The sequence below is a fragment of the Nocardia sp. NPDC051832 genome (assembly GCF_040681285.1).
Taxonomy (GTDB): Bacteria; Actinomycetota; Actinomycetes; order Mycobacteriales; family Mycobacteriaceae; genus Nocardia.
This window is the reverse complement of sequence record NZ_JBFAYL010000005.1, coordinates 368,871-380,837: the sequence shown is the minus strand read 5'-3', so window position 1 is coordinate 380,837 and position 11,967 is coordinate 368,871. Positions and strand designations below refer to the sequence as shown.

Below are 11,967 nucleotides of genomic sequence, written 5' to 3'. Positions count from 1 at the left end.
ATAGGAGAGACAACGTGATACTCGCAGATAAGAACGCGGTGATCTACGGCGCCGGTGGCACCATCGGTTCCGCGATGGCGGAAGGTTTCGCCGCCGAGGGCGCGAACTGCTTCCTCGTCGGCCGCACCGCCGCCACCCTCGACGCCGTCGCCGCGCGGATCCGCGCCCGGGGTGGCCGCGCCGAGACCGCCGTCGTGGACGTCTTCGACGCAGCCGCGGTCGCCGACCACGCCGACGCCGTGGTCGAAAAGGCCGGCAGCCTCGATATTTCGGTGAACGTCATCGCCCAGACGTCGATCTTCCAGCCGCTCATCGATATCTCCGTCACCGACTTCGCGAAGGCGATGTCGGACCTGGTCACCTCCCAGTTGCTGACCACCAAGGCCGCCGCCCGGCACATGATCGCCCAGAAGTCCGGCGTGATCCTGTTCTTCGGTGGCTCGGATCCCACCAGCAAGGTCGCCGGCCTCGGCAACGTGCAGGTCGGTTTCGACGCCGTGGAGGGCCTGCGCCGCCAGTGGGCCGCCGAACTCGGCCCGCACGGCGTCCGGGTGGTCTCGCTGCTGACCGGCGGCATCCCGGAAAGCTTCCCGGACATCCCGGAAACCGAAGCCGCCCGCCAGGGCATGCACGAAGCCACCCTGCTCGGCCGGGCGGCGTCCCGCGCCGATGTCGGTCACGTGGCGGCCTTCGTCGCCTCCGAACATGGCCGCTCCCTAACCGCTACCCAGGTCAACATCTCCTGCGGAGCGGTCGGCGACTGAGGTTGTCGACGGGAAGCCGTTGCCGGCAGCGGTTTCCAGCCACCGATGCGTTGCCAGGTGCCGATGTCATCCGGATTCCGGTGCTGCCACTACGGTGGAACGGCTAGGTCGACGGCGACGGGATGGGTGGAGTGCGGTTCGGGTTCATCTCGCATGTGGTCGGTGACGGCGACTCAGCGCAGGAGTTGCGCCAGACCGTCGAGCTGGCCGTGCACGCGGAAGAGTGCGGGTTCGATTCGTTCTGGGTGGCCCAGCATCACTTCGGGGCCCAACGGGCGCACTGCCCCTCGCCGCTGGTGCTGCTGGCGGCTATCGCGCAGCGCACCAGCCGGATTCGTTTGGGAACGGCGGTGGTGATCGGGTCCCTGGAGGACCCGATCCGGCTGGCCGAGGACGCGGCGACGGTGGACGCGCTCAGCGGCGGCCGGCTCGAACTCGGGCTCGGCGCGGGCGCGGACGCGCCGACCGCCGCGCGGTTCGGCCGGGATCACGAGCACCGGCACGAACGGTTCACCGAGACACTGCACCACCTGCTCGCGGCCTTCGGCCCGGACAGCGATCTGGTGCCGGCGGCGCCGGGGCTGCGCGACCGGCTCTGGATCGGGACCGCCTCCGAATCCGGGTTCGACCTCGCCGCGGAACTCGACCTCGGCGTGCTCACCGGGCGGACCTCGTCCCCGCAGGGCCCGCGGGACGAGATAGCGGCCGAGCGGGTCGCGAAATACCGTGCCGCGCAAGAGGCCGCCGGGCGCACACCGCGCGTCGGCGTGTCCCGGTCGGTGCTGTGCGCGGATTCCGCCGCGACCGCGTTCGAGCACATGCGGCCGGGCATCGAACGCTGGGTCGCGAGTTCGATCGACGCGGGCCGGTTCCCGCCCGGCTTCACCGCCCGCGACTACGTCGACACCGGGCACGGCTATCTCGGCACCGGCACCGAGGTGCGGGCCGCGATCCAGCGCGACCTCGTGGTGCCGGACGCGACCGAATTCCTGTGCAACGTCCAACCGGCCGGTCCGGCCACGGCCGCCGTGCGCACCAGTCTGCGGCTGTTCGCCGACGCGGTCATCGCACCGTGGGCAGCTCCTCGATCGGCTCGATCCTGACCACGGTGTCGGCCAGCTCGCCCAAGACGCGCTCGGAATGCGAGACCAGCACGATCGCCATCCCGTCGTCGGCGAGCTCACGCAGGATCGTCATGATCCGGGCGGCGGCGGACTCGTCGAGCGACGCGGTCGGCTCGTCCGCCAGCAGCAACCGCACATCCCCGGCCAGCGCCCGGGCCAGCGCCACGCGTTGCGCCTGACCACCGGAAAGCTCGCGCGGGTAGCGCCCGGGATCGATAGCGCCCAATCCCACGCGCTCCAGGGCAGTCCGGGCGACGGCCAGCGCGTCGGCCCGGCGCAGCCGGCTGCGCAGCCGCGGCTGCAACGGCTCGGTAATGCTGCGATAGATCGGCCGACGCGGATCGAGGCTGCCCATCGCGTTCTGGAACACCACACCCACGCTTCCTGGCGGTGGCGGTCCGTCCCGGCCCGCCCAGACCAGACGTCCGGCACTGGGCGGTTCGACCCCGGCCAGCACCCGCAGCAGCGTGCTCTTCCCGGCCCCGGACGGCCCGGCGAGCCCCACGATCTCACCACGGCGAACCTCGAGATCAGTTGCCGCCGAACCGGCTCCGGACGGATACCGCTTCGTCACGCCATGCGCCCGTAGGATCGGTGCGGCCGCCGGCACCGGCTTACGGGCCGGAACGTGGTGCGCGACAACCGGAGTCACCGCACTCGATTCGACGACGGTGCCGTCCTCGACGAGATACACCCGATCGGCGTACTGCTCGACCAGCCGCCGGTCGTGGCTGACGATCAGCAGCGCCGCGGCACCGTCGGTCAACGCGGCCATGACGCGATGGGCGTTGGCCTCATCCAGCGCCGAGGTCGGTTCGTCGGCCAGCACCAGCGCCGGATCGAGGGCCCGCGCAGTGGTCACCGAACCGCGCTGCAACATGCCGCCGGACCAGGTATGCGGTCGCTGCCGGACGCGGGTCGCCGGGTCGGTGATGTCGACCGCGGCGAGGTCGGCGACGATCCGGCCCTCGGGCACCGGCCGCCGCGCGATGCGCCACGCCTGGGCGATATTGGTACCCACCGACATGATCGGATCCATCGCGGCGAACGGGTCCTGGCTGACATAGCCGAGCACGGTGCCGCGCACCGCGCGAAAGTCCTTCCCCGCCAGTGCGACACCGTCGATGAGGACCGTGCCGTCGACGCGCGCCGTGTCGTCGAGGGTGCCGAGCAGCGCGCGGATGAGAGTGGTCTTACCGCTCCCGCTCGCCCCCACCACCGCCACCGTCTCGCTACGCCGCACGGTCAGCGAGACCTCGCGCAGCACCGGCGCGGACCCCGGATACGCGACTGTCAGCCCTCGGAGCTCCGCGATCGGCGCGTTCATCGCTCGCTCCCGAGCCGGTCCGGCGAGCCCGCGACCCGGTCTCGCGCACCTTCGAGCCGATCCCGCGAGTCAGCGACCCGGTCTCGCGCACCTTCCGCGAGCAGATTCGCCGCCGCCGCCATCGCCAGGATCGCCACCGCGGGTGCGATCAGCAACCACGGTGCGGCCGTGAGGAATCGGCGCGCGTCACCCAGCATCGCGCCCAGTTCCGCTTCCGGCATCTGCACGCCGAGACCGAGGAACGACAATCCGGCCAAGGCCACCACGATGCCGCCGAGTCGCAGCGTGGCCACGATCAGAAAGGGGCCGAGCACGGCGGGCAGCAGGTGCCGCACCCCGATCGCGGGCCTGCTCACGCCCGCCACCCGCGCGGCGATCACATAGGGCCGGGTGCGCGCCGCCAAGGTCAGCGCCCGTGCGACGCGAGCGTCGGCCGCCCAGCTCGCGATCACCAGTGCCAGTAGCAGATTCAGATAGCCGGGGCCGAGCAGACCGACCACGGCCAGCGCCAGGACGAGTCCCGGGATGGCCAGGACGACGTCGATCACCCGGGACACCGCCCGGTCGGGCCGGCCGCCGTAGAGCCCGGCGCCCAGCCCGACGAGCAGGCTGATCGTCGCCGACCCCGCCAGCACGAGGAACGCCGACAGCAGCGACAGCCGCAACCCGTTCAGCACCCGCGAGAACTGGTCCCGGCCGTACTGGTCTGTCCCCAGCCAGTATTCGGTACTCGGTGCGACCAGCTTGTCCCCGTAATGCGGCTCGTTCGGCGGGTACTGCGCCAGCAGCGGCCCCACGATCGCGAGTACCAGCAACAGACCCAGCAGCACGGCCCCGGCACGCACGGACCCCGTGAGACGAACACGGGCCGCCCTCGGCGTACTGCGTTTCAGCGGCCGACGCAGCCAAGGCGAGCGATTCGCGCGGGCACCGCGATTCGGCAGTACCTGCCGCGACGACCAGCAACCCACGCGGGCACCACGATTCGGCAGTACCTGCCGCCACCACCATCGATGCACACGGGCACCGCGATCCGGCGGTAGCTGCGACACGGACCGGCGATTCACGCGGGCACCGCGATCCGTCGATCGATCACCGCGGACAACAGGTCGGCGGCGAGACTGGTGAGCACATAGCTCGCCGTGGCGAACACCGTGAACGCCTGGATCACCGGAAGATCCCGCGTCTTCACCGCCGTGACCACGTACGAACCCAGCCCCGGCCAGGTGAAGACCGTCTCGACGACCGTCGCCCCGCCGATGAGCACGGCGGTCCCGACGGCGAGAGCGTGCAGCGAGGGCACCGCACTGTTGGGTAGCCCGTGCCGCCAGAGGATCCGCCACCGGGAAGCGCCGCGCGCACGCAGCACGGCGGCGGTCGGCGACTCCGTGAACCCGAGCAGATTCGCCCGCAGCAGCCGCGACCAGCTGTCGGACAGGCCGACCGCCAGGCAGATCGCGGGCAGCCACACCTGCCGCCAGGTGCCGTCCAGCGCGGCCTTGCCGACGCCCATTCCGACCACGAACACCTGAATCAGCAACATTGCCACCACGAATCCGGGCACCGAGGCGAACACCAGCGCCAGCCACCGGGTGCCGTGATCGGGCCAGCGCCGGGGATACCGGGCCGCGAGCACCCCGAGCGCGACCGACAGGGCCAGCGCGAGCACCAGCGAGGTGACCGCCAAGGTCAGCGTCGCGGGCAGCCGGTCGGCGAACTCGCCCGACACCGGCCGCCCCGACACGAACGACAGCCCCAGATCGCCGCGCAGCACACCCCACACCCAGTGCGCGTACTGCACGGGCACCGGCTGGTCCAGGTGCAGCGTCTGCTCCAGCGCGCTGATCTGCTCGGGCGGTGGCTCCGGAACACCCTGTGCGACAAGGATCATGCGCGCGGGGTCGCCCGGAGCCAACGGCATCAGGGCCCAGATCAGCACGCTGGCGCCGAGCAAGGTCAGCAGTGCTTCGACGACCCGGCGGCGCGCCAGGACGAATACTCGCATCGCCGCGCTATTTGCCGGTCTGGCTGGTGAGGTGCCTGCGCACGCTCGACACCCGGTAGTCGGCCCACTCCGGACCCGTCACCACGGTGAAGTACTTGAAGGTGCCCGCGACCACATAGGCCTGCTCCCGCACCAGGATCTGCTGCGCCCGCTCGAGCAGCGCGTCGCGGCGCGCGGTATCGAACTCGCCGCGCAACTGTGCGCCGATCGCGTCGATCTCCGGGTTCGCCACGCCCTGCGCGTTCGAGGAACCACCGGTGGTCCAGCGCACCAGGTACGGCTGGATCGGGTCGGCGGTGCCCGAGAGCGAACCACTCAGCGCCACCGACGATTCCCACGCGCCCGGATCCTTCTTCACCGCGGCGGAGTCCTCGGCGTTGTCGATGCGCAGCTCGAAACCGGCGCGCGCGACCTGGTCCTGCATCGCGATCGCGACATCGTTGGTCTCCGGGCCCTGAGCCTGGGTCACGAAGCGCACCACCAGCCGCCGGCCGTCCTTGGACCGGATGCCGTCCCCGCCCGGCACCCAGCCCGCGGTGTCGAGCAGACGTTTCGCCTCGTTCAGGTCGTGCACCTGACTGTCCACCGCGAACGACATGGTGGGCGGGTACAGGCCGGTGGCCGCCGCGAACTGGCCATTGCCGACGTCGGCGGCGATGCCCCGGTAGTCGATCGCCGCGGTGAACGCCTTGCGCACAGCGGTATCGGTGAAGATTCCGGCTTTCAGGTTCATCTCCACCAGCAGCGACTGCAACGCGAGTTCCGAGGACAGCACATGCATGTCCTTGTCCCCCTTCAGTTCCAGCTTGGCCGACGTCGACGGGTAGAACGCCATATCGGCCTCGCCGCTGCGCACACCTGCCAGGCGGGCCTGCTCGTCGGGCACGACTCGCACGGTGATCCCCTTCAGCGGCGGCGTTCCCTCCCAGTGCTTCTGGTAGGGGGCGAGCACGAGGTTGTCCGGCGTCCACGCGGTGATCGCGTACGGGCCCGAATACGCACCGGCGCCCACGATCTTGGCCGAGTCGCCGCCCGCGGCGTCCATCGCGGCGACGTCGTAGATCTGTAAGGAGTTGTCCCGCGCCGCGAGCGCGGCGGGCACCATCGCGTTCGGCGCCGGCGTCGTGATCACGACCTTCTCGCCGTCGGCGGTCACCGTCGTCGCCTGGTCGAGATACACCCGGGCCGCGGCGGATCGGGCGATCTGCCGGCTCAGCGCCGCGGCCACCGCCGGGGCGTCGACCGGCTTGCCGTTCTGGAAGGTGACGCCCTTGCGCAGCGTCGCGACCCAGCGGGTGTCCCCGTCGCGGACGACGGACTCCGCCAGCCACGGCGCGACCTCGCCGGTTTCGGTGATCTGGAGCAGATTCTCCGCCACGCCCCAGTCGAAGAGCCAGTTCGTGCCGGTGCCGATCGGGTCCAGACCGGCGATCTTGTAGGAGTTGTAGATCGTCAGGGTGCCGTCACCGGCGGCGCGCAAGGCGCGCGCGGAAGACGCCGCGCCGCCGTCGTTCTCGCCCGCGCAACCGGTGAATACCAGGGCGACCGCGAGCAGTCCCGCCAGGGCGGCAGCGGCCCGGGAACGGCGCTGTCGCCCGGTCCCGGGCGCATGGTCGGATAGCCGCGCGGCGCTGGGCCGGCGGCGCGTAAGCACTCGCATCGTCATCCTCGTGAAGCTCGGTCCTGAAACGGCGCAGGTATCCTGGCTCCCGGATCAACGCTCGCCTTCGGCCTTCCAACCCAGGAAGGTCGTGGCCATCAGTGAAGGTCTGCTCCTCGGTCACAGTTGCGGGACAGCCCCGGATTCGCACCGGTGTTCCCTGCGGGAGTGAACCTAGCAGCACGCGGCCACCGGCCGTTCAGCCGGTGATCAGCGGCGCACCCACGATCCACTCGTGCCCGAACGGGTCTCGCACCCGGCCCTGCCGGATTCCGTAGGGCTGATCCGCCACCTCGAACACGATCTCGCCGCCGGCCGCGGCCATCTGCTCGGCCAGCCCGTCGGGGTCGTCGACGATCACGCTCAGCAGCATTCCGGCCCCGCCCCGGTCGACCGTGTCGGCGTCCTTGAGCTGCAACAGCACGCCGCCGGGCAGCTCGAGCTCCGCGAACACCACGCGCCCGTCCCCGTCGTGCCGCTCCCCCGGCACAGCGCCGAAAACCTTGCAGTAGAAGCGAATCGCCTCGTCAGCGTCTGCCACGACCAGCTTCGGTGTGATCTTCTCGATATGCATGGCCCCATCCTGACCCGTCCCGCGCGCCGCGGCTTGGACGTTTGTCACCTCCCGGCGTCCGTGGCACACGAGCACGCGCCGGACCGTGCGGAACGGTCCGGCGCGTCAGCCTGGGCGGGGCTACTTCGGCGGTGCGGGCACCATCGGGTCCTTGCAGGCCGGGAGTTCCGGCGGGCACGGGGCCAGGATGGTGGAGAAGTACTGGTAGGCCGAGAACAGCGCGAGTGGTCCGCCGACGGTGAGCAGGCCGACCATCGCACCGACCGCGCCGAGCGTGGCCGCGCCGAGGACGCAACCGGCGATCGTCGCGCCCACCCAGGGCAGCAGCAGGGCGATGACGGGGCTGGCGATGGTCGCGCCCGCCGCGCCGCCGACCAAGCAGCCGATGCCGCCACCGAGCACAGCGCCGACGATCGCGCTGATCGAACCGCCGATGGTCAAGCGCTGAGCCAATACTCCGAGCGCGCCCTGATCGCGCGGGGTGAACGATTCCGCGACCGTGTGCAACGCCTGATCGGTGCTGACCACGTCGGCCGGTTGCACCGCCGCGACCGGGATGCCGCCTTCCCGGGACGGGGTGAGAAACGCTGTGTTGCCCTCGATCCGGGCGGCGATCGGGTACGCCATGGCGTCGATGCGGTAGGTCAGCGGGACGGCGGCGACGGGAGTGTCCTGCGCGTCGGTCACGACGAGCTGATCACCGACAGTCAAAAGTTTGCCGTCGCTGGTGGTCAGCACCGCGGCGTCACCCTGGCGGCTCACCTCGTAGTGCACCTCCTGCTGAGCCGGCGCGGGCGCGGCGTTGGTGACGCCGGCGCTGACGCCGAGGGCCACGGCCGCGAGCGCGGCGGTCACTACTGATCTGTGCAATTTCATCGAGAACCTCATCGTTGAATTTCAGGCTGGTCGTGACGCCGGACTGCGCCACGACCGCAGGGGTGGACTATTTACTGGTGTTGATCACGTCGCCGGTCAGCGTCCAGTGGTCGCCCTCGAACCGCTGGATCCGCATGGCTTCGATCGGGAACGCGTCGCCGGGGCCGGTTTTCATGGTGATACCGGGCAGCAGCAGGTCGACGGCGACATTGTCGAGGGCGCGCACCGCGTCCCGGAGTCCTTCGCGGGTGGGGCATTTCGCCGCCGCCATGGTCTTGTGGAAGCTCTGCGCCATCGCCCACCCGACCGCGGTGTACTGGTTCGTGGGGTCCGCACCCGGCGCGTATTGCACGACTTTCTCCCGGTAGGTGCGCATTCCGCCGTCGCCGGCCCACTGCGCGTCGGCGGGGTCCTTCATGAAGGCGACCGACACCACGCCCTGCACGTTCTGGAATCCGACCGGTTTGAGCATGCTGACGGTGTTCGCCACCTGCGCGAGGATGTGCAGCGGGTTCCAGTCGGTGTTGCGGGCCTCGGCGGCCAGCGCCTGGGAGGCGAACTTCGGGGTCGAGAAGTTCAGCAGCACATCGGCTTTCGTGTTCGCCAGGTTGCGCAGCTGCGGTTCCACCGAGGGATCGGTGACCTCGTAGCTCTGCTCCCCCACCACCCGGACGCCGCTGCCGGCGATCGCCTCGGTGAAGCTGGTCAGCAGATCCTTGCCGAAGTCGTCGTTCTGGTAGAGCACCGCGACGGTCGCGTCCGGGCGCTGTTCCCGGACGTAGCGCGCGAAGGCCTGCCCCTCGGCCCGATAGCTGGGCTGCCAGCCGATCGTCCACGGATGGTCGCCGTCGGTGCCCCATTTGGTCGCGCCGCCCGCGATGAAGGCCTGCGGCACCTTGCGCTGATTCAGGTAGTCCCACACCGCGGACGAGGTCGCCGTGCCGAGCGTGGAGAAGACCGCGAACACCTGATCCTGTTCGACCAGCCGGCGGGTCTCCTCCACCGTCTTCGGCGGCTGATAGCCGTCGTCGCGAACCAGGTATTCGACCTTCCGGCCGTTCAACCCGCCCTGCTCGGCGTTGACGTAGTCGAAGTAGGCGCGCACGCCCTTGGGGAGTTCGCCGTACGCGGAGGCGGGTCCGGACAGTGGGTAGACGCCACCGAGCTTGATGCTCGCGTCGGTGATCCCGGTGGTCTGCTGGCCACGGCAGTCGCCCTGGCCGACGGTGCCGCCGTCGCCGTCGCGGCCGCCGCAGGCGGTGACGGCGAGCAGGACCGCCACCGCCGCGCCGGCGGCTCGGATCACCGTGCCGCGCATCGGCTTCCGGAGCGGGGATATTTCGAGCATTCGGCCTCCTGCCCGCGTTTGAGACGCGGGAAAAACAATCCTTGCGGGACCGCGACTTCCGCGGTCCGGCCTGGTCAGGTGGTCAGCGTAAATTCGCTGGTCAGCGCGCGCATCGGCCCCGGAAGCCCAAAGTCGGGCCGCGACATTGGCCTGCTGGGACATGGTCCGGAGCGGCCCCGGTCGTGTTGACACGCCAGCCGTGGCGATGAAGTATCCGCGTATGTCAGCTGGGTCACATTCGGACAGCACGGTGTATCCGGACGAAGTACAGGCCGAGCGCAAACGGATCATCGGCAGCGCCTACGCGCACGCCGAGGACATCGCCGATGCCGGGCTGTCCTCGATCCTGGCGCAGATCCCCAGCTACGCGGGACGTGATCGCGCTTTCGAGGCCGATGTGCACGACCAGCTGACCCGGCTGTGCCGGTCCGGCCTCGGCGCGTTCCTGGATCACCGCAAGGTCACCGCCAACGATGTCGCCTACGCCCGCCAGGCCGCGGCGCGGCGCGCCCGGGCCGGACTCACCCTCGTCGACTACATCGCGGCGTACCGGCTCGGACAGCAGGCGACGTGGAAGTCGTTGCTGTCCTTCGCGGGTGAGTCCGAGGCCGGACGGCAGGCCGCGTTGTCGATCGTGGTGCCGCTGGCCCGCTACAACGACCTGGTCAGCACCGAGGCGGCCAATGCCTACCTGGAGTTCCAGCGCTCGTGCGGGCCCGACGCGGGCCACGAGAACCTGGCGCTGCTGGAAAGCTTGCTCACCGGCGCGCTCCCCGAGCACGGGCCGCAACTCGCCCGGGCCAGCGCCCACGGGATCGGCGCGGAGAGCACCGCGGCCATGGTGCTGGTCACCGCGACCGTGCTCGGCCGCCCGCTGCGCGAGGATCAGGACGGAACCGACAGCGAGGCAAGACAACTCGCGGCCACGGCGCTGGCCGGGGTCGGCGTCAACGGCTTGCGCACCCTCGCGGTCGTGCGCGGCGCCGAGATCATCGCCGTCCCCGCACTCGGGCGCAGCGCGAACACCGCCGATCTGTGCGAGCGACTACAGGCCATGCAGGTGAAGCTGAGCGCCGCGGGCATCACCCTCGCCGTCGGCGTCAGCACGGTCGTCGCCGGTGTCGCCCAGCTCCCAAAGGCCTACCAGCAGAGCCGCACCGCGCTCGGCCTGCTCCCCGAGGCGGGCGGCGTCCTGGCCCTGCCGCAGCTCACACCGTTCCGCTACCTGATGCTGCGCGCCGACGACACCGCCCGCGACCTCATCGACCCCGCCCTCACCGCCGTCCTGTCAGACGACCGGATCCGGGGTGGCATGCTCGCCGACACCATCCGCGCTTTCGCCGCCGCCGACATGAACATCCGCGAGGCGGCCGACAAACTCCGCATCCACCACAACACCGCCAAGTACCGCCTGCGCCGCATCCAGGACCTCACCGGCCGCAGTGTCCGCAGCATCGACGACCTGATCGAACTGCTGGTGGCGATCGAACTCCAGCCCGGGGGCGCTAAAGCGCGGTGACGCGGGCCAAAGTCCGGGCGCTGCCGTCGACTTCGAGTTGCACGTGCAGGGCGGCCCCGGCGTGCCAGCTGCGGATCCAGACCTCGTCACCGGCCAGGACCGGGCCGGCGTGCTCGAGGATCACCCGATACGGCTGGTCGCGCAGGCCGGGGACCTGCGTCAGCGCTTCCTCGATCGCTTCCCAGTGCACGGCGTTGTTGACGTGACCGTAGTGGTCGACGTCGGTGACGCGCAGCGGGAACGGCCGCAGATCGGCGTCGGGAGCGGCGCTTTCGGCCAGTGCGGCGCGCCAGCGCAGCCGGTGGTCGGTGGTGGCCGCGAGCATCGGCGCCATGAAGCGGTCGCTCATGCGGGCGGGCCGGCCGGCTTCGATGTCGACATGGATCAGGAACATCTCAGTTTCGATCAGGCCGCCGTGCTCGCTGTCGACCTTGATGCGCATGTTGCACCAGCGGTTCGACAGGGCGGCGGGCCAGCGGCGCAGGTGCACCTGATCGCCGAACTCGATCGGCCGCAGCACATCGATCACGGTGCGGCGCACGATCCAGCCCGGATGCCGGTCGCCCTCCTCGACCGCTTTGAGATGGTCGTAGCCGATGTCCTGGAGGTAGCGCGCCACCGCGTCCAGCCGCAGCCGCTGCGCCCCGTCGGTGTCGCCGAGTCGCACCGGCCATTGCTCGTGGAACGCCCGGCTCTCGTCCAGGCACGCCGGCAACGGAAAAACGATGTCTGCCAACCGGTCGACGGTCGTGGCGGATTCCATGAACGCT

At 70.4% G+C, this 11,967-nt stretch carries 11 protein-coding genes and 1 riboswitch; of the genes, 3 read left to right on the top strand and 8 right to left on the bottom strand.

From position 1 onward, the window contains the following. Nucleotides 1–14 precede the first annotated feature (14 nt). Both AB0M14_RS31220 and AB0M14_RS31215 read left to right on the top strand, forming a co-directional pair. Nucleotides 15–764 (top strand): SDR family oxidoreductase, encoded by a 750-nt coding sequence (locus AB0M14_RS31220; protein WP_365001379.1) that lies wholly within the window; start codon nucleotides 15–17, stop codon nucleotides 762–764. Between the two features lie 122 nt (nucleotides 765–886). Further along, on the top strand, nucleotides 887–1,867 hold the full coding sequence (locus AB0M14_RS31215; RefSeq protein ID WP_365001376.1) for an LLM class flavin-dependent oxidoreductase: 981 nt from the start codon (nucleotides 887–889) through the stop codon (nucleotides 1,865–1,867). Here AB0M14_RS31215 and AB0M14_RS31210 read toward each other — a convergent pair. The 7 genes from AB0M14_RS31210 to AB0M14_RS31180 form a co-directional block, all read right to left on the bottom strand. Beyond that, on the bottom strand, nucleotides 1,827–3,215 hold the full coding sequence (locus tag AB0M14_RS31210) for an ATP-binding cassette domain-containing protein (RefSeq protein WP_365001373.1): 1,389 nt from the start codon (nucleotides 3,213–3,215) through the stop codon (nucleotides 1,827–1,829). The genes AB0M14_RS31215 and AB0M14_RS31210 overlap by 41 nt on opposite strands. Continuing rightward, nucleotides 3,212–4,060: an ABC transporter permease gene (locus tag AB0M14_RS31205; protein WP_365001370.1), complete on the bottom strand. Its 849-nt coding sequence runs from the start codon at nucleotides 4,058–4,060 to the stop codon at nucleotides 3,212–3,214. Before AB0M14_RS31205 ends, AB0M14_RS31210 begins: the two co-directional genes overlap by 4 nt. Nucleotides 4,061–4,278: 218 nt before the next feature. Then, nucleotides 4,279–5,220, bottom strand: a complete 942-nt coding sequence (locus AB0M14_RS31200; RefSeq protein ID WP_365001367.1) for an ABC transporter permease — start codon at nucleotides 5,218–5,220, stop codon at nucleotides 4,279–4,281. Nucleotides 5,221–5,227: 7 nt separating this feature from the next. After that, a complete protein-coding gene (locus tag AB0M14_RS31195; protein ID WP_365001364.1) occupies nucleotides 5,228–6,880 on the bottom strand; it encodes an ABC transporter substrate-binding protein in 1,653 nt (550 codons plus the stop codon). 14 nt (nucleotides 6,881–6,894) lie between these two features. Beyond that, a riboswitch (cobalamin riboswitch) is annotated at nucleotides 6,895–7,083 on the bottom strand. Continuing rightward, complete coding sequence (locus tag AB0M14_RS31190; RefSeq protein ID WP_365001360.1) at nucleotides 7,080–7,454, bottom strand: VOC family protein; 375 nt, start codon at nucleotides 7,452–7,454, stop codon at nucleotides 7,080–7,082. Its footprint overlaps the riboswitch before it by 4 nt. A 120-nt stretch (nucleotides 7,455–7,574) precedes the next feature. Beyond that, nucleotides 7,575–8,330 carry a hypothetical protein gene (locus tag AB0M14_RS31185; protein ID WP_365001354.1) on the bottom strand — a complete coding sequence of 252 codons (756 nt, stop codon included), beginning with the start codon at nucleotides 8,328–8,330 and terminating at the stop codon, nucleotides 7,575–7,577. 67 nt (nucleotides 8,331–8,397) lie between these two features. Further along, entirely contained in the window at nucleotides 8,398–9,678 is a 1,281-nt protein-coding gene (locus AB0M14_RS31180) for an ABC transporter substrate-binding protein (RefSeq protein WP_365001351.1), read from the bottom strand. A gap of 220 nt (nucleotides 9,679–9,898) precedes the next feature. On the opposite strand from AB0M14_RS31180, the gene AB0M14_RS31175 reads away from it, so the two are divergent. Next, nucleotides 9,899–11,197, top strand: a complete 1,299-nt coding sequence (locus tag AB0M14_RS31175) for a helix-turn-helix domain-containing protein (RefSeq protein WP_365001349.1) — start codon at nucleotides 9,899–9,901, stop codon at nucleotides 11,195–11,197. On the opposite strand, the gene AB0M14_RS31170 is transcribed toward AB0M14_RS31175, so the two are convergent. Continuing rightward, complete coding sequence (locus AB0M14_RS31170; protein ID WP_365001346.1) at nucleotides 11,184–11,960, bottom strand: acyl-ACP thioesterase domain-containing protein; 777 nt, start codon at nucleotides 11,958–11,960, stop codon at nucleotides 11,184–11,186. The genes AB0M14_RS31175 and AB0M14_RS31170 overlap by 14 nt on opposite strands. Nucleotides 11,961–11,967 lie beyond the last annotated feature (7 nt).

Excerpts from the sequence above, each read along its gene's own strand:
- AB0M14_RS31170 (WP_365001346.1), bottom strand. The coding sequence starts at position 11,960 with ATGGAATCCGCCACGACCGTCGACCGGTTGGCAGACATCGTTTTTCCG.
- AB0M14_RS31180 (WP_365001351.1), bottom strand. The coding sequence starts at position 9,678 with ATGCTCGAAATATCCCCGCTCCGGAAGCCGATGCGCGGCACGGTGATC.
- AB0M14_RS31185 (WP_365001354.1), bottom strand. The coding sequence starts at position 8,330 with ATGAAATTGCACAGATCAGTAGTGACCGCCGCGCTCGCGGCCGTGGCC.
- AB0M14_RS31200 (WP_365001367.1), bottom strand. The coding sequence starts at position 5,220 with ATGCGAGTATTCGTCCTGGCGCGCCGCCGGGTCGTCGAAGCACTGCTG.
- AB0M14_RS31210 (WP_365001373.1), bottom strand. The coding sequence starts at position 3,215 with ATGAACGCGCCGATCGCGGAGCTCCGAGGGCTGACAGTCGCGTATCCG.
- AB0M14_RS31175 (WP_365001349.1), top strand. The coding sequence starts at position 9,899 with ATGTCAGCTGGGTCACATTCGGACAGCACGGTGTATCCGGACGAAGTA.
- AB0M14_RS31195 (WP_365001364.1), bottom strand. The coding sequence starts at position 6,880 with ATGCGAGTGCTTACGCGCCGCCGGCCCAGCGCCGCGCGGCTATCCGAC.
- AB0M14_RS31190 (WP_365001360.1), bottom strand. The coding sequence starts at position 7,454 with ATGCATATCGAGAAGATCACACCGAAGCTGGTCGTGGCAGACGCTGAC.
- AB0M14_RS31215 (WP_365001376.1), top strand. The coding sequence starts at position 887 with ATGGGTGGAGTGCGGTTCGGGTTCATCTCGCATGTGGTCGGTGACGGC.